Source organism: Yoonia sp. 72 (genome assembly GCF_034652275.1).
GTDB lineage: Bacteria > Pseudomonadota > Alphaproteobacteria > Rhodobacterales > Rhodobacteraceae > Yoonia.
Genome location: NZ_JAXIWG010000001.1, coordinates 1,622,460 through 1,644,953 on the forward strand (window position 1 = coordinate 1,622,460; position 22,494 = coordinate 1,644,953).

The window sequence follows — 22,494 nt, forward strand, 5'->3', positions numbered from 1 at the left end:
CCGGGCGTTGTGGTCTCTTACCTCTGGAACCGGCCCACCTTTAGACCGGATCCGGCGCGACCATCTCGGGAGGACGTTTGCGGCGGGACTGGCGGACCAGCGAAACGGTGTAGATCACAAGCGCAGCCCAGATCATCGGAAAGGCGATCATCCGCGCTGTCCCGAAAGGTTCGTCAAAGACGAAGACGGCGGTCAGGAAGATCATCGTCGGCGCGATGTATTGCAGGATGCCGATCGTCGAAAGCCGCAGCAGCTTGGCCCCGGTGGCGTATATGATCAGCGGCACCGCCGTCACCACCCCCGCAAACAGTAGTAGCCATGTATCCTGCGCCGAGCCCGCCGCGAAATGGCTTTGACCGTTCATGCTCGCCCACGCGATGATCGCCAGCGCGATCGGGGTCAGCAGCAGCACCTCGAGAAAGAAACCCTGCGCCGGACCTACGGGGAGGCTTTTCTTGAAATAGGCGTAGAACCCCCAGCTGAACGTCAGCCCCAGTGCCGCGACAGGCACCTGCCCCGCCGCGACCGTCAGCACCACGACCGCCACCGCCGCCAGCGCGATGGCGAAAAGCTGCGCACCACGCGGCCTTTCGCCCAGTAGCAAGGCGCCAAGTGCGACGCTGAAAAGCGGGTTGATGTAATAGCCGAGTGCGGCGTCAAGCGCATGCCCCGACCCGATCGCCCAGACGTAAATCCCCCAGTTGATCGAAATCAGCGCCGCGGTCACCGCCGCCATGCCCATGGTGCGCGGGCTGGAAATAGCTGCGCGGATATCTGCCGTGCGCCGCATCGCAAGCAGGATCACCGCCGCAATCGGAACCGACCAGATCACGCGGTGCGCAATCACTTCGGTCGGCGGCACATGCGCCAGCGCTTTCATGTAAAGCGGCAAGAACCCCCACATGACATAGGCCGTGACGGCAAGAGCGAGGCCGCGCGGGCTGTCTTCGTTTGTCGCCGTCATGATTTTCCTCCGCCTGCGCCGGTCGTCGCCGCAGCCATAGCTGGCCAAGGCAGAACAAACCACAGAAGAAGGCGAAATGAGAACCCCTGCCGCAATGCCCCAACGCGCCTCAGCTTGCGACGCAATCAAGGCCCGCGTTTCGTGGTCTGCACTGTCTTTGCCATCGGTGTCACGATCAAGTCCGGGCCTGACTTGAACGGTGAAACTTGAGACGAGCAGGCGCGCTATTGTGCAGCCGGTGTCGTCGATGGCAGGCCCAGAGGCAAGGGCTGCCCCTGCAGAGCTTTCCTCCAGCTGACCGGTCGCGAGGGTATCGCTCACCGCGCGGGCACTTTGTGGCTGCGCGATACCGTGAAGTTCCCGCTTTCGGCCCCGGCCGGAAACAGCGCCCCGAACACAGCATATCGACCATCACTGCAGGTCGAGGATGGGAACAGGCTGCGCGGGCAAGGCAAATGGCCATGTCGCCGTGCCAAAGGGTGCAAGGTCGGGGAACTGGACCGCCAAATCGTAGCCGCCATTCGACATCAGATCGGTCACCTGCATGATCACGCGCTGATGTCCTGACCCTTGCGCGATCAGGCTGGCCGGACCTGCTCTTTCCTCCAGTACAGCGCGCAGGGCGTCTTGGGTCACATCGGTGACCAAAGTGATGTCGGCCTCCACGATCAGACCGTACTCAGCCAGATCCCTGCTCAGCCCGCCCCACAACAGCCTGAAGCGTTCACTGCGTCCGGCAAAGGCAGACCCCGGCAGCCCGTACCAACCCATCGCCGCAGGCAAGGCGTTGATGGCCCAAAAACGTCCGGTCCATGCCAGATACCTGCGGCCATCGACATCGGGCTGGTTGTAAATCAGCCTGTATTCCTGCGCGACGTGTTCGCCGAACTGGCGGCTTTCGCCTGTCGCGGTGATCCGGGTCGGGACATCGTGCCAATGCATGAATTCATGCAGATATTGGCCATAGGGCAAAATCGGCAGAGCCACTTGACCGTCGCGGGCAAACACCTGCCCGCCGACGGTATCCAACCCGATGTATAGCCAGTGATCGGACAGATAGGTCGCCACACCTGCGTTCATATGGACGCCGTAAATCAGCGGCGCATCGGTTCCGGAATCAAACGCGATGGTCATGCGCCATGCAGGCACCTGCTCGACAGGGACATGTGTCCAGACCGTGTCGCCAGCATCAAACCCGTCAGGCAGGGTCCAGTCAGGTTCGCCCGCCGTCCGCGACGTTCTGGTCCAACCCCAGAACGGCGGCAGGCTTGCCACCTGACGACGCACGATCCAGTCGGACGACACTTCGTCAGATGTGAACCTGTTATAGCGGATGATGCCGTTTACTGTATCATCTTGCCCGACGACACGCGCGGATATGACCATCTCGTAATCGCGACGCACGTCACCTGCGGCATGCAAAAGATCGGCAACGCGGGCGGGGACGGTCATGCCGGAGGAGTCCGTATCGGGATAGGCAGGCGGATCGATGGTTTCGTCGACGCTGATGTCGTCCCATTGCCAGCCGTCGCCCAAAGGATCCGTCAGGGCAAGACAAGGCAGCGCAAAGCACATCGCCTCGGCTGCTTCCTGTTCTGTCAGGATGCGGCGTCCGACAACGACCGGTCCAGCGCCCATGAATTTGTCGGTCGTGAACACAAAGCGCCATGTGACATGCGGGGCGGGCTCGGGGGTGACGGGGGTGAATATGCCTTCGTAAGCCTCGGCGATGCTGGCCACCAGCGTGGGCGCAAGGTCGAAGCGCGTGACCTCGACCAGACGAAAGGGCATCATCCAGTCCTCTTCTCGTGGAAGGTCACGGCTGCTGATCCGGTAGCGGACATGCGGCAACGGCCCGTCCAGCGCGTCGATGGCGATGATCGCCTTTTCGGCATCATAGACGGACACGTCGGCATGGAAGATGCTGCTGCGGTCGTAGTTCGGAAAGCGGTGTTCGCCGTTCCACTGCTCTGACCAGAAGTAATCGGTGTCGATCGGCAGGAAACCGTCAGCCCAGGCGAATGAGGCGATCTCGTTGGCACTGTCTTGCGCGCGTGACCCGACCGGAAAACAAAGCGTCACTGCCAGCCACAGCAGGACGAAAGGGTGCAACACGCGCGTCACACCCTTTCGCTGTGCACAGAGGCATCGCGGGATAAAGGCGGCTAGCTGCCCAAGCGGCAAGTACCGCCACATCACCCCTGCCACTGATATCTGGTCGTCGTCACCACGCGACAGGATTCGCCCATGCCGATCATCTGTGCGATCCCGGGAGACAACACGAATGTCGTGTATTGCGTGCCCGTGATCTCGGTGTCCGAGATGACGCGCATCGTGACCGTCACACGTCCCAGCGCAAAATCGTTGGACTGGTTGTCGATATAGCCGCGCCAGCGCGACAGCCCGGTCTGTCGCCAAGTTCCATGTCCGCCCATTAAGGGCGCTGGCGAAAACGGCGTCGGCCAGACGATCTGCGTTGTATTGGATGCACCGGCCGCACCGATCGCGCTGCTGACGGCGGGCGGGCAGCCTTCCATCGTTATGTCGGCGATTTCGGCCCGCCATGTCCCGTTGCGCGCCCGATCAGGTCCAAAGAGGTCAAGGATTGGCTCGCCCTCGCCGCCGCATGTCGCGTGGATCGAGCGCGCATCGTCGTAGGACCAGACAGGCGGACCATTATCGCGCATGATAAGGATCGCATCGGGGAACGGTGGCGGTGCCAGCTCGCGCCCGATGGTAAAGCCGATCTCGTGAGGCTCGACCGAGACCGTATGGAACACGGCCCCATCCCAATCCGGCGAACAGCGCGCCAGTGTCGTGTCGGCCTTTGCACTGACCGGCAAGGCGAAAAGCAGCGCCACCGCAGCGCTGAGTGCATGTAGGCGGGTCATTCGCCAGCCCCGATCAGATCAAAGATCGCGGCGTCGATTTCCTCGGGGGTCATCGGGCTGCCAGCCTCGACTTCGTTCCGGGCTGCTTCGGTTGCGCCCTGCATGATCGCATCGGCCATGGTGCCTGCACCATCCCCGATTTGCATCGGCGCAAAGGCAACCGGTGCAGGACAATCGCGCGTAACGATGCCGTCGCCTTCACGGAAGGCGCATTGCGGCGGCGCAAAATCAAGCGTGATCGCCTCGCAGGGGGCCAAGAGCATCAGGTCGGCGGTGCTCTGTCCGGTGCTGCCGAAAGAATAAATCTCCAGCACCAGGGGCGCCTCTGGGTCAAGCAGGGCGCGAATCTCCTGCCCGTTTGCGGTGGCTGTCACGGGGGCGACCATCGTGTAATCGCCGCCTTCGGGACCCGTCAGCGCGGCAGAGATAAAGCAGCCTGTCCCGAATTGCGACACACCTGTCGGTGTCACGGTGATCTGGCCTGCGGGGGTGTCACCTGCCACAGCCTCGAAATCCACGCCACCGAACATCTCGCCGTTCAGGTCGAGAAAGAGGATTTCGTAAAATCCCGGCTTTTCAGGGACCGGCAGCACCGGATCGGTGCTGTCCATCAACACGGCGCCTTCGATCGTGAAAATCGCAGGCGCATCGCGGTCATCGGCGTCATGCAGCGCGATGAACCCCTGAAAATCCGCAGGTGCGACCAGCGTGACAGGAAAGAATGCGCCAGCGCCTGCGACGATCGGTTCATCGGGCAGTGCCAACGTGACCTCATCGAAGTTGTAGACAGGTGCCAGCACCACCTCTTGCACCGTATTGCCCGGCGTGATGGTGACGTTGCGGTTGCGGTATTCGCGGAACAGTGTCTCGGCGCGGATGTCATAGACATTGCCCACACCCAGCGTGTGTTCTCTCACCGCCATCTCGCTGATATGGACCTGCCCGTCCTGATAGGTCGCATCCTCGCCCGCAACCAGTTGGATACCCACCTGACGCATATCGGAACGATCCGCACCGGCAATGGAGACGCTGACAGCCCGCGTCTGCGCGCCCGCCACAGGCTCTGCGCGGGCGATCATCGGCGCGATCATCAGGGCGGTCATCTGGGCCACGATATCGGCGTCCTTAAAATGGCACAGGCGGCCCAGATCGGGGGTGTCATGGCAGATGCCGTCGCTGTCGATCCACATACGCGGGTTCAGGCGCAATTCCTGCCCTTCGGGGCCAAAGATCGACATGCTGGGCAGGTCCATCTCGCTTGGCGTGGCCGAGGCGGTCTGGAATTCCGGCGCTGTCACGCTCCATCCTTGGGGCAAGGGCACGGTCACGCCGCTGGCGGGATCGGTCCATGAACAGACAGACTCCGCGCAGGCAAAAACGGTGCCGCCATCCAGCTGCAATGATCCTTCCTCCAGCGATGCAGGACCGTAGAGTTCGTCTTGCAAGGCCGAGAGCGGCGGCAAGGCTGCATCATTGCGCCAGAAGATCACCGGCACTGCATTCGGCCCTGATTCCATCTGCCCGCTATAGCCATCGCCGAACGGCAATGGCTGGACCGCCAAGATAAACGGTTCGGGCGAGGCTGCAGGCACCGAGAATTGCAGCACCAGATACGCCTCTTCCTCGAACACGCTATCAAGCGCGCTCTCGGTCCCCGGCCTGCCTGTCATCAAAGGCGACGGTGTGAAGCGTCCGACATAGCCGGTGCCTGCCTCATTCGCGGCGATGGTCACATCCATCATCGTCAAAGGCTCGGTCGGCGCACCTGCGGGTGCATCGCGCGGCGGCACCGCCAGCACGCGCCACTGCCCTTCAAAGTACAGCGGTTCGGCATCGGCGTCACTGCTGGCGTTGATTTGCACGGTAAAATCATTGGCCTGCCCGGGGAAGATCGCGACATCGGCCGACAGTGTGACCTCGCCCGGTGCGTAGGCGGTGACGCGCCAGTTGCCGGGCTCGAAACTGCCGGTGATGATGGGGCCGGTGTCCATCGGGGCCCAGGCCTCGGGCGACATGTCGGCGTCAAGCGGCACGCCGTCCCACGTCACATCCGATTGTGGCACATCAGGCGGCAGGCGGAAGGTCGCGGTGACCAGCGCCAGATCGTCCTGCGCCGCATCGCCCCGCGTTGCTGCCGCCGCTTGCGCGGCAAGCTCGGCGCTCGTGGTCAGGTCGGCATCGTCAAACGGAATACCGACACCAAAGCGGCGCGAGAACATAACTTCGGTCGCGCCCGCATTCAGATAGCGCAATTCGTATTCGCCGGGCGTTGTCGGCACCGACAGCGTCGTCGCGCCGTTCTTGGCCATGGCATTGTCCCAGCCGTGGCGCTGATGTTCGTTGACCGGCTGGTCAAGGTCTGCAATCACGATCCGTTCGCCCAATTGTTCCGGCCCGCGAAAGACAAACCGCACACGGCTGCCGGGTTCGACCGACCCGATGGGATCAAAACCCATCGCGGGGGCGACAACTTCGACGGGCTGCCGCGCGATCACGCCGTCCCGCGCGGTGACCAGGATCAGGTCATACATGCCAGGCGTCGTCGGGGCAGTCCGCGTGGCCGGATTGTTCGGTGCGGCCCCTGTGCCACCAATGGTGCGGTAGCTAGGCGACGCAGGCGCGCGGCTTTCGCCTTGGGGCACAAAGCCCATGAAATCGACATTGGTCGCCTGACCGTTCCAGCGGATGCTGTAGTCGAAACCGGCTTCGGCCTTGTCGCCGATATCAAAGGCGGCGGCAGGGGGTGCAGGTTCCACCGGTGCGGGTGCCACCGCGCTGACCTGCTGGAGCGCATCCGCCAGTTCCGCGCCGGAATTGGTCTGGAACAGCATCCCGCCGGTCTGGTCGGTGATACAGGACAAAGCCTCGACCTCGACCGCGCTTAGCCCGAACCCCACGACATGGGCGCGGATATCGATGCCTTCGGCGGCAAGGCTTGCGGCCAGCGCGCAAGGATCGCCTTCGCAATTCTCCAAGCCATCGGTGACGAGGATGATGTCGGCGGATTCTGCTGTTGGCGGTATCTGGTCGCGCGCCAGCGCAAGGCTGTCGGTCAAGGGCGTCATGCCGCGTGGCATTAACCCGCGCAGGCGGCTTTCCAGCGATCCGGCATCGCCATGCCCCATCTGCGTGACCACCTCGATATCGCGGCAATCGCCGCGCCGGTTGTGGCCGTAAGCAATGACCGACAGCGGCACCGCACCGTCGCGGCTGGCGAAATAATCGCCCATCACGTCGCGGGCGACCTCGATCCTTGTCAGATCACCTTCGACACGGTTCCACATAGACCCCGAGGCATCGAAAACAAGCACCGCGACACGGTCCGCCATGGCAGGGGCGGCGGTCAGCATCAGCGCGGCGGCGACAGGGATCAGACGGGTCATGTGATATCTCCAAGCGGTAACGAAAGGGCGGCGTTGATATAGCCGTTGAGGATGGCAAGATCGGATGCAAAGGCGGGGATCAGCGCGTCGGGGTCGAGCGGTTGCCAATAGGGGGGCGGTTCGAACGCGCCGTCGAACATCGTCAGCGGCGTCAGCACGACCAGTTTGCCGGGCAGGATCACCACCCAAGGGCGCAAACCGGTGCCTGCGGGCACCTCGGTCAGGCCGGTCCGCCCGCAACGCGCCTCTGCCTCGAGCTGCGCGAAACCGGCGCGCAGGTCTGGCGTCATGCGGGTGACATCACCGGTCACGCTGTAGCGGCCGTCGAAATCGGCATCCCCCGTCGGCACCGCGCGGTTACGATGCATCAGCTTTTGCGCCACCTTCAGCACGGCAGAGGCGTCTTTCGCCATCACGGTGGTCATGCGGTCCGATGACGCGGTTTCAGGCAAGGCCACCTCGACCATGACAAAGGTCAGGCCGCCTGCGTTCTTTTCCTTATAGTTCCGCTTGGCCCCGAACATCAGCCCGATCCGGCTTGCCACAACGGGGCGACCGTCGCGCACACCCGTCAGGCACAAATCCACGGTGACCTTGCGGACGCGCGAAAACAGCCGGAGTTCGTCGATCTCCTCGGTCCCCATCACGGGGGCGGGGTCAACGCGAAAGCCCATCAGGTGCTGCGCCAGCGCATCGGTGATGTCGTTGCGGGTGACCGCGCGGGGTTCTTTCGTCGCCTCGCCGAACAGCACGAACAGCGCAAACACGCCGAAAAGCGCCGCCAGAAACAGGCCCAGCCGAATATCGCCCGATATGCCCCAACCCAGCACCAGCCCGACCAGCGCAGCCCCCGGCACCGCGCGTTTGAGAAAGTTATCCGCACGCTCCACATGCGCGGCGCGGTCACGGTCGAGCGCAGCGATCACCGGCGTCAGTCGCGCCTTGAGCGCGGCCTGATCGGCTGGCGGCAGTTCTGCGGCGACAGGACGGGGTTCATAGGCTTCGCCGAACTGCAACCCGCGCTGCAGAAAGGTGTACCGACCCATCGTGCGAACGATGCTGAACCCGCTTGATTGCGGCGCGGTGGTCATGCACGCATGCCAAGATCTTGCCCGACAGGGGCCGTGGGGGCACCCTTCCATCCCATCGCCCCAGCGCCCATCTTGCGGAACTTGTCGGACACGCCATCAAGTTTGGTTTCCCACGCGGGGTTCGGCACCTGTCCGTCCGTCACCTTGAAAAACGCCTGCATCATGCAGGCCACTGCGAAAGGCTCGATCAGCGCGGCCTTGACCGCCCAGGCGAAAATCAGTGCGAAGACCACGCCGCCTGCGGACCACGCCCCGGGGATGAGGTAAACGACCGCTGCCGCAGGGGCGAGCATCACGACAAAGACCAGCAAGGACAAACCCCACACGATCAGCGTCAGCACTGCGGCATTGCGCATCATCCGCCCCGCATTCTGTCCGTAAAGCACCAGCGCCGTGCGGGCAGAATCCCACGGATTGGTGCTGCGGGTGCGAATGGCATGCGCAAGGATCACTTCGTCCACCAGCCCCACGGCGATGCGCAGAAAAGCCCGCACGATGCCCATGATCTGCTGCACGCCGGGGATCGGCAGGAAATTCGCGACACCCTGCAACAGCCCTGTGATCGCGGCCAGCACACCCTTGACCAACTGGTCGATTGCAAACAGCACGCTGGTCTCGGCGAAACGCTCTTTCACGACGGTAGTGGCATGGGCGATCTGGCCGCGTCCTTCGGGCAGGGGGCGTCCGTCGATCATTTCGACCATCACGGCGATATGGCCCGCCTTGACGGTGTAAAGGATGTATTCGCGCAACAGATAGATGACGCCCGCCGTCAGCCCGAACCCTGCAGCACCCCCCCAGAAGGTGGCTCCGGCGCGGAAATCATCGTCGCCAAACCCGCCGATCCCCCAGCCGATCCCCGCGCCTGTGCCGGTCACGATCACATAGGCGCAGGCGATGCCGAAATAGACCGCCATCCGGAATACCAGAAAGGGCGTTGTGCGGGCCATCAGGCCAAAGGATTTTTGTAGGCTGAAATCTGTCATCTGTGCGTCCAGGTTGTTTTGAACGCCAGTCATTCGCGATCGCGCGACCAAGACCACTACCAAATGGTAGCAAACCTACGCCTTGCTAGAAAACTCCGTGATCCAGCCCCGCAAGACCCGCCCGCATCCCCGCTGCAAAAGCATAGCGCAAGACCAGCGCGGGATGGCTGAGCGGCAAGCTGTGCCCTGCATCGGCGACCAGCCGGAAATGACCGTTCGGGACCGATTGCGCCAGCTTTTCAACAGCCTTGCGCGACACGGTCAGGCTGTGTTCACCATGCAAGGCGATGACGGGCATTGCCAGATGTGGCAATTCACCGGACCAGTCTTCGTTGGTGATATGCATGTCACTGCAAAACCCCCTGCCCTGCTGGCGCATGACCAAGGCGGTCAGCTCTTTCAGAACGGCGCGGTGTTCGTCCTGTCCCATCACCGCCTGATCGAAATCGCAGCCGGCAAAGACAAGCTGCGGAATAGTCGCGCCGCCTTTCTGCGCGACCTGCGAAAGGCCCAGCAGCACCAGCTTGTCCATCAGCCCGGGAAAGTTCTGGGACGCCCAGGCATTCGCCCTGTGGCGCAATGGCATGTCGCTCGTCTGGTGCCAGCCTTGCATCGGCGGCGTCGTGGGCGCCGCGACCAGCGCCACGACACGGTCGGGGTGATCACGCGCCAGACGCACCGCAAAGCGCGTGCCGACATCATGCGCCACCACGACGACCTGCCGCAGATCGCAGTGATTCAGAACCGTGCAGGCATGCCGGACCGTCAGATCTACGGCATCGGCCTCGTCAGGCAGAGGACAATCGCCATAACCCGGACGGATCGGCACGATGATGTCCAGCCCCAGCGATTGCGCTGCCACATGCAGTTCAGGCAAGGCTGAAACACCAAACAGCGCCCCATGCAAGAGCAAGACCGGCATACCCCCCGCAAGTCCGAAACGGGCATAGGGCACGTCACCTTTTGGACCGGCCTGCAGAACAGCACTCGCCAGGGTATGGTTGATCGTGACGGGCGGTTTGGTCGTGCGATCCGCAGCAAGGGACAAGGCATAGGCAATAGATACCAGTTGCACCTGCGAACTGACCCCCGCCTTGCTGAGCACCGCCTTGACCTGCTGACGGATGGTGCCTTCGGTCTTGTTCAGGGCGGTAGCAATGTCCTTGATCGGCTGGCCTTCCAAAAGCCGGAAATAGACCTGGCTTTCCCCCGGCGACAACCCGATCGTCTGTGCCAGCCTGTCCTGAACGTCATCGTTCAGCCCGCGTCGCACCTCGTACAGGGCGATGTGATCGTGTTGCGCGCTTGTCGTGCTCAAAAACAGGGCGACATCACCGTCCAGCGTCAGAACCGACAGCGGCAAGGGATCGGATGTCAGGGCTCTGCTCGTCAGGAAATCACGCGCTGTCTGCGGGGTGTCCGTGATCGCGGTCACCGGATCTCCGATCTGCAACCCCAGCAGCCGCGCCGCATCGGAGTTTTGCTGGACAATCAATCCGCGCCGGTCGATCAGCAGCGACATGGCCCGCCGGGTGTAACTGTCATACGCCGGAAGTATCGCCGTGGATGACAGTGCTGCCGTGCTGTCAAGCAAGGCGCCATCGGACCGTCCGGTCATAACGGACGCGATTTCATCGACAATGATGTCGAAATCATGCTTGTGAGCGGCGTTTTTCAAACAGAAGCCTCGGGTGAAACGGACTCTTTTTACAGGTAATCAAGCACTTCACAACGAGACGATAAGCGCCAGACCATCTTGGGCAAGTGAGGGCTGTTGATCCAGCATTAATTTTGTGATCAGGCCGCCTGCGCACCACCCAACCAGCAAAAGCACGAAAATCGCCCTATCGCCAGCAGAACGGTCTTTTGTCGATGCTTGCACGGGCAAAGCGCGCAACAGCACCGCCCGGATGACCGGGAAGCGTGCGCAAGGCGTGCTGCCGTTCTCAGTGAGAGAGACTGCGATCCGCCAAAAGTATGGAGATGCTAGCCGAGTGCATATCCGGCACCACGCACGGTGCGGATCAGATCCTCGCCGCCGTGACTGCCCAGCACCTTACGCAGGCGGCCGACATGGACATCGACGGTGCGGGTATCGACATAGATGTCGCGCCCCCAGACCCGGTCGAGCAGCTGGTCACGGCTCCAGACGCGGCCTGGCTTTTCCATGAAGGTCGTCAGCAGGCGGAATTCGGTAGGCCCAAGCTTGAGTTCCTTTTCGCCGCGAAACACTTTGTGCGTTTCGGAATCGAGAAGGATATCGTTATAGATCAGCCGCTCGCCCATGGTCGCGGGGCGCGACCGGCGCAGATGCGCCTTCACACGCGCCAGAAGTTCGATGATCGAATAGGGCTTGCTGATGTAGTCATCGGCACCGGTTTCCAGACCACGCACCTTGTCCACCTCTTCGGACCGCGCGGACAGCATGATGACGGGCGTCATGCGGAATGCGGGGCGGCTTTTGATCTGGCGGCAGATTTCGATGCCCGATGTGCCGGGCAACATCCAGTCCAGCAGGATCAGGTCGGGCTGTTCTTCCTCGATCAGAAGCAGGGCCTCGTTGCCGTCAGCGGCCTTGATGACGCGAAAGCCTTCGCTTTCGAGGTTGTAGGCCAGCACTTCGCGCTGTGCGGGTTCATCCTCGACCACCAAAACGGACGGTTGCAGATCGGCCATCAGACATCACTTTCCTGAAGCGCAAAGGCGGTGCGGTCGTGCTTGGGCCGGTCATCTTCGGGCAGAGCGCCGGTGACGGCATAGATCGTCTGTTCGGCGATCCCTGTCGCATGGTCCCCCACACGTTCGATGTTCTTGGCAATGAAATGCAGATGCATACCCACGGCGATATTCTTGTGGTCTTCCATCATATGGGTCAGGAACGACCGGAACAGCGTGTTGTAGATCTGGTCGGCTTCGGCGTCGCGTTCGATGATCTCGGCGGCCTTGACCGGATCGCGCTGGATAAAGGCATCCAGCGAATCCCTGACCATGGTTTCCACAAAGGCCGACATGCGCGCCAGATCCGACAGCGTGCCGGTGATCGCGCCGGCACCTGATATGGCCTTGGTGCGCTTGGCGATGTTCTTGGCGTAGTCGCCGCAGCGTTCCAGATGCGAGCTGATCTCCATCACCGCCAGCACAAGGCGCAGGTCACGCGCGGTCGGCCCGCGCAAGGCCAGCAGGCGGGCGGCATCGGACTTGAGCAGAAGGTCAAGATCATCGACCACCTTGTCGCCAACGCGGACTTTCTCGGCCAGTTCGGCGTCGCGCGTGCGCAGCGCTTCGGCGGCGTCCGACAGCGCCTGTTCGACAAGGCCGCCCATCTTGATCATGGTGGCCTGAATGCTTTCAAGGTCGCGGTCGAAGGATGCGACGATGTGGTTATCGTTGATTGCCATTTGTCTTATCCGATCCGGCCGGTGATGTAGCTTTCGGTGCGGCTGTCCTGCGGGTTGGTGAAAATCTGGTCGGTGTCGTTGAATTCGACCAGATTGCCCAAATGGAAGAACGCGGTTTTCTGGCTGACGCGCGCCGCCTGCTGCATGGAATGGGTCACGATCACGACAGAAAACTGCTGGCGCAATTCGTCGATCAATTCCTCGATCTGGGCAGTGGCGATCGGGTCGAGCGCGGAACAGGGTTCGTCCATCAGCAAGACTTCGGGGGCAGTGGCGACAGCGCGCGCGATGCACAGGCGCTGCTGCTGGCCACCCGACAGGCCGGTGCCGGCGGAATCAAGACGGTCTTTCACCTCGTTCCACAAGGCAGCACGCCGCAGGGAGGCTTCGACGATTCCGTCCATATCGGCCTTGGTGCGCGCCATGCCGTGGATCTTCGGGCCATAGGCCACATTGTCATAGATCGACTTGGGGAACGGGTTGGGTTTCTGGAACACCATGCCGACCTTGGCACGCAGTTGCACCGGATCGACGCGCGGATCATAGATGTCCTGCCCGTCCATCGTGATGCTGCCCTGCACGCGGCAGATGTCGATCGTGTCGTTCATCCGGTTCAGACACCGCAGGAACGTTGATTTGCCGCAGCCCGACGGCCCGATGAAGGCGGTGACAGTCTTGTCGCCGATCTCGACGCTGACGTCCTTGATGGCATGCGTGTCGCCATAGAAGACCTGCACGCCTTTGGCGGAAATTTTCGTGTCACTCATCTCGGCGGTTCTTTCAATGCGTCTAAGGTCATCCATGGGTGCGGTCCTTTACCAACGGCGTTCAAATTTGCTGCGCAGATAGATGGCCAGACCGTTCATGAAAATCAGGAAGGTCAGCAAAACCAGAATGGCAGCAGAGGTCCGGCTGACAAAGCCGCGTTCGGGGCTGTCGGCCCAGATAAAGATCTGGGTTGGCAAGGCGGTCGCAGCGTCGAAAGGCGAAGACGCGGCAGAGGTGATAAAGGCGTTCATCCCGATCAGCAGCAGCGGGGCGGTTTCCCCCAAGGCTTGCGCCAGACCGATGATCGTGCCGGTCAGGATGCCGGGCATGGCCAGCGGCAGCACATGCTGGAAAACCACCTGCTGTTTGGACGCGCCCACGCCCAGCGCCGCTTCGCGGATCGACGACGGCACGGCCTTGAGCGCCGCACGGGTGGCGATGATGATCGTCGGCATCGTCATCAGCGCCAGCGTCAGACCACCTACGAAGGGGGCAGATCGCGGCATCCCGAGATAATTCAGGAACACCGCCAGTGCGAGCAGGCCAAAAACGACCGAAGGCACGGCGGCAAGGTTGTTGATGTTGACCTCGATGAAATCGGACACCTTGTTCTTGGGGGCGAATTCCTCAAGGTAGATTGCCGCGCCGATCCCCGCGGGAAACGCGATGATAAAGCAGATCAGCAGCACCCAGAATGACCCCACCAGCGCGCCCCGCAGGCCCGCCAGTTCAGGGAAACGGGAATCGGCGTTGGTAAGTAGCGCAAAGTTCAACGGCTTGGTGATCGCACCCGCCGCGATCAGCTCGTCCAGCCATGCCACACCCTGATCGTTGACGCGGCGCAGCGCTTCTGGCGTTTCGCGGCTGATCGACCCTTTGTGCAGCTGGTCATAGGCGTCCGCCAGCGGCACTGTCAGGCTGATGGTCTGCCCGATCAGCGACGGGTCAGCGACGACCAGATCACGCAGATAGAACTGCGCACCGTTCGAGATGATGTTGCGCACTTCGCGCCGCTCGGAGGCCTCGTCCGCGCTGGGCAGTTTGGCGATCAGCGCGTTGGTAACCACGTCCTGAAAACCGCCACGGGGCAGGGTCTCGACCGAGATCTCGGCAGGATCGACAAATACATCAAGCGTCACATGCGTCTGCACAAAGGCCGTATGGCCGGTGCGGATCAATGAGGCGAACAGCAGGAACATCACGCCGAAGGCGATGGCGATCGCGATCAGGCCGAATGCTTGCAGCACATAGTCCTTGCGCTTGCGCCGCGCGATGGCGGGCGAACGTTCGATCAGCGAAATCCGGTGAGGTGCGGGTGTACTGGCGGTGGTGGTGTCAGCCATTGGTCAAAGCCTTAATCATAGATTTCGCGGTATTTGCGCACGATGCGCAAGGCCAGCACGTTGATGCCCAGCGTGATGATGAACAGCATCATCCCCAGCGCAAAGGCCGACAGGGTCTTGGGGTTGTCAAAGGCGCTGTCACCGATCAGCAGGGTCACGATCTGCACCGTCACAGCAGTGACGCTGTCGAGCGGGTTGATTGTAAGACGCGCGATCAGACCTGCGGCCATGACCACAATCATCGTCTCGCCGATAGCACGGCTAACGGCCAGCAGAATGCCGCCCATAATGCCGGGGATCGCTGCGGGGAACAGCACGTTCAGCATGGTTTCCGACCGTGTCGCACCCAGCGCCAGCGCCCCGTCGCGCAGGCTTTGCGGGACCGAGGACAGCGCGTCATCGGCAAAGGACGAAATGAACGGGATCAGCATGATCCCCATGACGCTGCCCGCGGCAAGCGCCGTGTTCGAAGCCACATCCAATCCCAGCGTAGCCCCCGTGCTGCGGAGCCAGGGTGCGATGACAAGGATCGCGAAAAAGCCGTAGACGACCGTGGGCACACCCGCGAGGATTTCAAGAAACGGCTTGATCACCGACCGCGCACGGCGCGATGCGAATTCGTTCAGATAGATCGCGGTCATCAGCCCGACCGGAATGGCGACGGTCAAGGCGACGGTCGCAATGACCAGCGTGCCCAGAAAGACGGGGACCACACCGAATGCGCCTTCGGCGGCGATCTGGTCTTCGCGGATCGGAATCTGCGGTTCCCAGTTCAGCCCGAACAGGAAGTCGGTGATAGGCACCATCGCAAAGAACTTGCTGGTCTCGTAAACCAGCGCAGAGATGATCGCCACGGTGACGAAAATCGCGAAAATCGCGCAAGACGCCATCAGGCGCAGCATGATCCCTTCGCTGCCCTGACGGGCGCGGAATTCCGTGGTCACGGTGCGGCGTGCGAAGATAACGAGCGCGACAACGGCGATCAGCACGACGACAACCAACGCCAGATCGGCGTTGCGTTCGTAGGCGACCAGCCGTTCGGCGGCGTCGATCTTCCATTGTTCGGGTGTACCGAATACGCGACCACCGGCCAAAGAGTTGATTTCGGCCATGATCAACTGGATCGCGCCGGTGCCAAGGCCGTCAAACGTGCCTTCGGGCAGGCTGGCGGCGACCAGTCGCTGGATCAGCGGGTCGGCAAGGGCCAGCCAGACAAGAATAAGAACAAAAACCGGCACCAGAACGACAAGCGCCGAAAACATACCGTGAAAACCGGCCAGCGAATGCAAGGCTGAGCCACCGTCACGGATGGCCCGCGCGGCGCGAAGGTTCATCACATACCCAATGGCAGCGGCAACAAACAAGATGATGAAAGCGAGCAGGGTCATTCAGGTGGCCAATCTCATGAAAAAACCCGCCCCGCGCAAAATACGCGGGGCAGGCTGGTCGTTTGTATTACTGCTTGGCAGGCATGTTTTCGCCGGCGATCACGGCTGCCTGAGTGGCGGCACGGACGTCGTCAACCAAAGGCACCATGCCACGCTCGGACAGGTAGCCACCGGGGGCCAGTGCGTCCTCGGACATGTATTCTTCGATGAATTCCTGCATGTTCGGGATCACACCGCGGTGCGCGTTCTTGATGTAGAAGTACAAGGGACGTGCAACAGGGTAGGACCGGTCGGCAACCGTTTCGAAGTTTGGCTCGACGCCGTTCAGGCTGACGCCCTGCAACGTGTCCAGGTTTTCGAAAACATACGAATAGCCGAAGATACCCAGCGCGTTCGAGTCAGTCTGCAGACGCTGCACGATCAGGTTGTCGTTTTCACCGGCTTCGATGAACGGTCCGTCGGTGCGCATGCGCGAGCAGTTTTCTTCGATCCAGTCACCGTCGAAACCGCCGTCTGCGACATAGTCCAGTTCTTCGCAACCAGCATGCATGGCCAGTTCGACCCATGCGTCACGGGTGCCGGATGTCGGTGGGGGGCCGATGACGATGATTTCGACGTCGGGCAGGCTCGGGTCGATGTCAGACCAACGGGTATATGGGTTATCCACCCATTCGCCGTCGACAGGAACCTGAGCTGCCAGTGCCTGATACATTTCGCCAAGCGTCATATCCCAGTCATGGGGGGTGTTGACGCTGACGGCCATCGACAGACCGTCATAGCCGATCAGGGCTTCGGAGATGTCAGTGACGCCATTGGTCTGGCAAAGCTGATATTCGCTCGCCGTCATGGCACGCGATGCGCCGGTCAGGTCAGGGTGTGCTTCGCCGATGCCGCCGCAGAAAATCTGCATGCCGCCGCCGGTACCGGTCGATTCAACGATCGGCGATGGTGCGCCGGTGTTGTTTGCGAACTGCTCGGACACAGCCTGGCTGTATGGGAACACGGTGGACGAACCGACGAGACGGATTTCATCGCGCGCGGTCGCTGCGGTGGCGGACACGGCGGCAAGCGCCAGCGCCGACACGGAAAGCTTTGTGAAAGTCATGGTAACTCCTAATTGTCGTTTCGGGCCGTATCAGCCGACCTCGACGAAGGGCTAGACTGATTCCATGACCCTTATGCAAAAATTATATGACAGTTTTGTAACAGCCCTGGCAGATAGTCTGCGAACTGTCAGGCAGATCGGGTTTGCTTCAGCGCCCCGAAAAGTCGCACCAGCACAGACCTAGGCACGCCGGAACAGGACCCCTATTGTCATCAGGGCCCAAGCGGCTGTCATCAGCCAGAAACTGGAAACGGGCAAAGCGATTGCAACGACACCAAAAACGCGCAGCAGGGCGATCACGCCACAGATCAACGACACGAGAAAGATTGCAAAAGACGGCTGGCTGAGGCGCAAGTGAGGCTCCAATTCTGAGGTTGTCGTGGGCGCCGGACCTCGCATATTTCGCGAGGCCCGGAAAGGGCCAACCGGAAAACAAGCACGACGCTTCGGGTGCGTTTCAGCAGCAGCCTTGCGCACCCGCTTTGGCCGTCACCCCACGCGCAGGCCGCTGGCCTTGTCAAAAGGGTGCAGGGCATCGACTGGCGCGAACAGCGTGATCCGCGCGCCTTCTTGCACATCAGGCAAGCGCGGCACACGCACGGTGACCGGTTGGGCACTGTCGGCCAGTGCCACATAAATATGGCTTTCAGCGCCCGCAGGTTCCAGCAAAACGACATCGCCCTGCACGGCCAGATGCGGCGCGGGCGGGGCTGCCAGCAACAGATCATCAGGGCGCACACCGATCAGGTCGCTCCCCACCGGCAAGCCGGACAAACCGTCCGCCCCGCCCTTTTCGCGCAGATAGCTGGCGTCGATCATGTTCATCGCAGGCGAACCGATAAAGCCTGCGACAAAGACCGAAGCGGGCTTGCTGTAAACCTCCATCGGGGTGCCGACCTGTTCGATCCGGCCACCGTTCAGCACGACCAGACGGTCCGCCATGGTCAGCGCCTCGAGCTGGTCATGGGTGACGTAAAGCGAGGTGGTTTTCAGCCGTTTCTGCAACTGGCGGATTTCGACGCGCATCTGTACGCGCAGTTTCGCATCAAGGTTCGACAGAGGTTCGTCGAACAAAAACGCCGCTGGTTCGCGCACCAGCGCACGGCCCATCGCGACGCGCTGGCGTTGCCCGCCCGACAGGTTGCGCGGCTTGCGATCCAGATAAGGCGCGATTTCCAGCATCTCGGCGGCTTCGCGTACGCGGCGGTCGATCTCGTCCTTGGGCAGTTTGCGGTTGCGCAACCCGTAGGCCAGATTGTTGAACACCGTCATATGCGGATAGAGCGCGTAATTCTGGAACACCATCGCGATATCGCGTTCGGCGGGTTCCAGTTTGTTCACCACCCGGTCGCCGATATGCAGCGTGCCATCCGAAATCGTCTCGAGCCCTGCCACCATACGCAGCAAGGTGGATTTGCCGCAGCCGGACGGCCCGACCAGCACGATCATTTCGCCATCCGCGATGTCGAGGCTGATGCCCGTGACCGCTTTGACGCCGCCTGCATAGACCTTGTGCAGGTCGTCCATCACAATCGTCGCCATCGTTACTTCTCCGTCTCTGTCAGGCCTTTTACGAACAGCCTTTGCATGAATAAAATCACAAGGATCGGCGGCAGCGCCGCCAGCGTCACAGTCGCCATCACCAGATGCCACAGGGGTTCGCTGTCGCCCCCCGTCACCATCCGCTGGATGCCCATAACGATGGTGTAGTACTCGGGGTCTGTCGTAATCAGCAGCGGCCAGAGATACTGGTTCCAGCCGTAGATGAACATGATCACGAACAGCGCCGCGATATTGGTGACCGACAAGGGCAGCAGGATATCCTTGAAGAATTTCATCGGCCCCGCGCCGTCAACGCGGGCGGCTTCCATCAATTCCTCTGGCACGGTCATAAAAAACTGCCGGAACAGGAATGTCGCCGTCGCCGATGCGATCAGCGGGATCGACAGACCCGCAAAGCTGTTGAGCATGCCCAGATTTGCCACCACCTGGAAGGTCGGGACGATGCGGACCTCGACCGGCAGCATCAGGGTCAGGAAGATGATCCAGAAGAAAAACATCCGGAACGGGAACCGGAAATAGACGATGGCAAAGGCCGACAGGATCGAGATAGACAGCTTGCCCACCGTGATCGCCATCGCCATGACAAAGCTGTTCCACAGCATCCCCCCGATGGGCGGCGTGCCCGCCTGCGAGCGGCCTTCGAAGATCACCGTGCGGTAGTTTTCTAGCGCGTTCGGCCCAGGCAACAGCGGCATGACCCCCCGCACAAAGGTCCCCGGCGGATGGGTCGAGGCGATGACGGCCACGTAAACGGGAAACACCACCAAGGCTACGCCAAGGATCAGCACGAGATGGGCAAAGAACGTGCCCCAGCGGTCATTTTCTACCATGACTTGCGATCCTTCAGTAATTCACGCGCCGCTCGATATAGCGGAACTGGATGACGGTCAGCACGATCACGATCCCCATCAGGATCACCGATTGTGCGGCCGACGACCCCATGTTGAGATTGACGAAACCGTCGCGGAACACCTTGTAGACAAGGATATTCGTCGCCTGCGACGGCCCGCCTTCGGTGGTGGCATGGATCACGCCGAACGTGTCGAACATCGCATAGACGATATTCACGACCAGCAGAAAGAACGTGACCGGCGACAACAGCGGGAAAACGATGGTCCAGAACCGCTTGAACCGGCTAGCCCCGTCGATGGCCGCCGCTTCCAGCAGGGATTGCGGGATGGATTGCAGCCCCGCGAGGAAGAACAGGAAGTTGTAGGAAATCTGTTTCCACGCCGCCGCCACGATGACAAGGATCATCGCGTCGCTGCTGCTGGACCGGTGGTTCCAGTCATAGCCGATCCCGTCCAGCACATAGGGCAGGATGCCAATATTGGGGTTGAAGATGAACCACCACAGAACGCCCGCAATCGCGGGGGCGATGGCATAGGGCCAGACCAGAAAGGTCGTGTAGGTTTCGCGCGACCGGATCATCTTGTTCACCATCACGGCGAACAACAGCGCCAGTCCCATCGACAGCACCGTCGTGCCGACCGAGAAGTAAAGCGTGACCTTCAGCGAGTTCAGGTAAAGTGAATCGTCGAATAACTGCGTGAAATTGTGAAAGCCCACAAAGGTCGGCGGGCGCACACCAAAGGCGTCGCCTTGCCGATAGGCTGATTGCATCAGCGCCTGACTGGCGGGCCAGACAAAAAAGATCAGCGTGATGATGATCTGCGGGGCCAGCAGCGCATAGGGCAGCCAGCTGTTGGAAAATGTGGATCGTTTGGTCTGCATCTGTGCCTGTCCCGCGCGTCTAAAAACAGCAAAACCCACCCCCGCACTGGCAGGGGTGGGTCATGTCCGATCGAAGGTTTAGTTCATCGAGGCTTCGAATTCGCGCAGCAGGACGTTGCCACGGCGCACCGCTTCGTCAGCGGCTTGCTGGCCGGTCTTGTTGCCCGACATCACCGCTTCCATTTCCTCGGAGATGATGTCGCGGATCTGGACGAAGTTGCCGAAACGCAGACCGCTGGAATTCGGGGTCGGCGGGTTCAGCGTCATCTGGCGGATCGAAATGTCGGAACCGGGGTTCGCGTCATAATAGCCCTGTTCGGCGGTCAGATCGAATGCGGCCTGAGTGATCGGCAGATAACCGGTGTCCTGATGCCATTTCGCCTGCACTTCGGGCTGGGACAGGTATTCGAAGAAACGGGCGATGCCCTGATATTCTTCGCTTTCATGTCCGGTCAGCACCCACAGCGTTGCCCCACCGATGATGGTGTTCTGCGGCGCACCTTCGACGGTGTCGTAATAGGGCTGCATACCGAAACCGACTTCGAATTCGGCATTGTTCAGAACGCCCGCACGGCTGGCGGAGGACCCGAAGAACATCGCGCATTCACCGGCGTAGAACAGCGGTGCGGCATCTGGGCCTGGGCCGGGGCCACCCCAACGGAACGCCCCGGCGTCTGCCCATGCTTTGAGGTTGTCCCAATGTGTCGCGACCAGTTCGCTGTTGAACACGAATTCGGCGTCAAAGCCTTCAAACCCGTTGGACTGGGTCGCCAGCGGCACGTTGTGCCATGCGGTGAAGTTTTCCAGCATCACCCAGCTTGGCCACGAGGTGGTGAAACCGCAGGGTGCAGCACCGCTTTCAATGATCTGCAAGGATGCGGCTTCCATCTCGGCCCATGTGGCGGGCGGGGTGTCAGCGTCCAGACCGGCTGCCGCAAAGATATCGCGGTTGTAATACATGATCGGCGTGGAGGAGTTGAACGGGAACGACAGCATGTTGCCATCAGAGTCGGTGTAGTAGCTGACGATGGTGTCCAGATAGGCGCTTGGGTCGAACGGCACGTTGTTGTCGGCCATCAGCTGGTAAATCGGATAGATCGCACCTTCGGCGCCCATCATGGTGCCGGTGCCGACTTCGAAGACCTGCAGGATATGTGGCTGCTCGTTCGCGCGGAAGGCAGCAATCGCACCAGTCATCGCCTCGGCATAGGTGCCGCGAAAGCTGGCGACGACCTGATAGTCGGACTGGCTTTCGTTGAAACCCTGCGCCACACCTTCAAGCAATTCACCAAGCTCGCCACCCATAGCGTGCCACCAGTCGATCTGCGTCTGCGATTGCGCGGCAAGCGGGGCCACCAGTGTCAGCGTCAGCGCCGACGCGAAGAATCTGTGTTTCATTGATCTTTTCCTCATTTGCTAAAGGGCATGCGCGCCGAACTTTGACATCGCGCCGCAACGCGCTGCTCCCGACGTCGCACTGACTACTGGTACTGTGTAACGGTTGAATGACTTACGTGCATTTTTCACCTTGAAAATGACCGCGCAACCAGGCGGATAGCCTTTGTGGTCCTGCAGGGCCCTGTGACGGCAAGGCCATTTGTCAAAACGCGTATCATCGGCAAATCTTCGCCGCTTGCCGAATGTTTCGCAAGCTTATTTTTCAACACATGAAAACTACAGAAAACCCCTTTTTTCTATAACATTATTCCAGCAAAATCCCCTGCGCCGCCACGATCGGCGTAAAGTAGCCTGCACTTGGCTGACCTGCCGCGACGGCACTGCGGCACCGCTCTTGTCATTCCGGAATTTGCACCCGACAGTTGCGTGTCGGGCGATGATGCGTCGGACGCAACCGATCTGCGCAAGCCGTCAACACCCCT

17 protein-coding genes are annotated in these 22,494 nt (G+C 61.2%); all 17 read right to left on the reverse strand.

What is annotated here, in order from left to right:
• Nucleotides 1-40 precede the first annotated feature (40 nt).
• Complete coding sequence (gene rarD / locus VCK47_RS08100) at nt 41-964, reverse strand: EamA family transporter RarD (RefSeq protein WP_322891898.1); 924 nt, start codon at nt 962-964, stop codon at nt 41-43.
• A gap of 411 nt (nt 965-1,375) precedes the next feature.
• On the reverse strand, nt 1,376-3,079 hold the full coding sequence (locus VCK47_RS08105; protein WP_322891899.1) for a hypothetical protein: 1,704 nt from the start codon (nt 3,077-3,079) through the stop codon (nt 1,376-1,378).
• Nucleotides 3,080-3,159: 80 nt separating this feature from the next.
• Nucleotides 3,160-3,855 carry a hypothetical protein gene (locus tag VCK47_RS08110; protein WP_322891900.1) on the reverse strand — a complete coding sequence of 232 codons (696 nt, stop codon included), beginning with the start codon at nt 3,853-3,855 and terminating at the stop codon, nt 3,160-3,162.
• Entirely contained in the window at nt 3,852-7,238 is a 3,387-nt protein-coding gene (locus VCK47_RS08115) for a hypothetical protein (RefSeq protein WP_322891901.1), read from the reverse strand. Before VCK47_RS08115 ends, VCK47_RS08110 begins: the two co-directional genes overlap by 4 nt.
• A complete protein-coding gene (locus tag VCK47_RS08120; protein WP_322891902.1) occupies nt 7,235-8,329 on the reverse strand; it encodes a hypothetical protein in 1,095 nt (364 codons plus the stop codon). Before VCK47_RS08120 ends, VCK47_RS08115 begins: the two co-directional genes overlap by 4 nt.
• On the reverse strand, nt 8,326-9,315 hold the full coding sequence (locus VCK47_RS08125; protein ID WP_322891903.1) for a hypothetical protein: 990 nt from the start codon (nt 9,313-9,315) through the stop codon (nt 8,326-8,328). The genes VCK47_RS08120 and VCK47_RS08125 overlap by 4 nt, the downstream gene beginning before the upstream one ends.
• Before the next feature lie 85 nt (nt 9,316-9,400).
• Nucleotides 9,401-10,993 carry an alpha/beta fold hydrolase gene (locus VCK47_RS08130; protein WP_322891904.1) on the reverse strand — a complete coding sequence of 531 codons (1,593 nt, stop codon included), beginning with the start codon at nt 10,991-10,993 and terminating at the stop codon, nt 9,401-9,403.
• A 308-nt stretch (nt 10,994-11,301) separates the two neighbouring features.
• A complete protein-coding gene (gene phoB / locus VCK47_RS08135; RefSeq protein ID WP_322891905.1) occupies nt 11,302-11,991 on the reverse strand; it encodes a phosphate regulon transcriptional regulator PhoB in 690 nt (229 codons plus the stop codon).
• Nucleotides 11,991-12,713 (reverse strand): phosphate signaling complex protein PhoU, encoded by a 723-nt coding sequence (gene phoU, locus VCK47_RS08140; protein WP_322891906.1) that lies wholly within the window; start codon nt 12,711-12,713, stop codon nt 11,991-11,993. The genes phoB and phoU overlap by 1 nt, the downstream gene beginning before the upstream one ends.
• A 5-nt stretch (nt 12,714-12,718) precedes the next feature.
• Nucleotides 12,719-13,480, reverse strand: coding sequence for a phosphate ABC transporter ATP-binding protein PstB (gene pstB, locus VCK47_RS08145; protein ID WP_416236655.1), 762 nt, complete (start codon nt 13,478-13,480; stop codon nt 12,719-12,721).
• 48 nt (nt 13,481-13,528) lie between these two features.
• On the reverse strand, nt 13,529-14,824 hold the full coding sequence (gene pstA, locus VCK47_RS08150) for a phosphate ABC transporter permease PstA (protein WP_322891908.1): 1,296 nt from the start codon (nt 14,822-14,824) through the stop codon (nt 13,529-13,531).
• A gap of 11 nt (nt 14,825-14,835) precedes the next feature.
• Nucleotides 14,836-16,212, reverse strand: a complete 1,377-nt coding sequence (gene pstC, locus VCK47_RS08155) for a phosphate ABC transporter permease subunit PstC (RefSeq protein WP_322891909.1) — start codon at nt 16,210-16,212, stop codon at nt 14,836-14,838.
• 67 nt (nt 16,213-16,279) lie between these two features.
• Nucleotides 16,280-17,296, reverse strand: coding sequence for a substrate-binding domain-containing protein (locus VCK47_RS08160; RefSeq protein ID WP_322891910.1), 1,017 nt, complete (start codon nt 17,294-17,296; stop codon nt 16,280-16,282).
• Nucleotides 17,297-17,806: 510 nt separating this feature from the next.
• A complete protein-coding gene (gene ugpC, locus VCK47_RS08165; RefSeq protein WP_322891911.1) occupies nt 17,807-18,859 on the reverse strand; it encodes a sn-glycerol-3-phosphate ABC transporter ATP-binding protein UgpC in 1,053 nt (350 codons plus the stop codon).
• 2 nt (nt 18,860-18,861) lie between these two features.
• Nucleotides 18,862-19,710, reverse strand: a complete 849-nt coding sequence (gene ugpE / locus VCK47_RS08170) for a sn-glycerol-3-phosphate ABC transporter permease UgpE (protein WP_322891912.1) — start codon at nt 19,708-19,710, stop codon at nt 18,862-18,864.
• Between the two features lie 13 nt (nt 19,711-19,723).
• A complete protein-coding gene (gene ugpA / locus VCK47_RS08175) occupies nt 19,724-20,614 on the reverse strand; it encodes a sn-glycerol-3-phosphate ABC transporter permease UgpA (protein WP_322891913.1) in 891 nt (296 codons plus the stop codon).
• Nucleotides 20,615-20,692: 78 nt separating this feature from the next.
• Nucleotides 20,693-22,012, reverse strand: a complete 1,320-nt coding sequence (gene ugpB, locus VCK47_RS08180; RefSeq protein WP_322891914.1) for a sn-glycerol-3-phosphate ABC transporter substrate-binding protein UgpB — start codon at nt 22,010-22,012, stop codon at nt 20,693-20,695.
• Between the last annotated feature and the right edge of the window lie 482 nt (nt 22,013-22,494).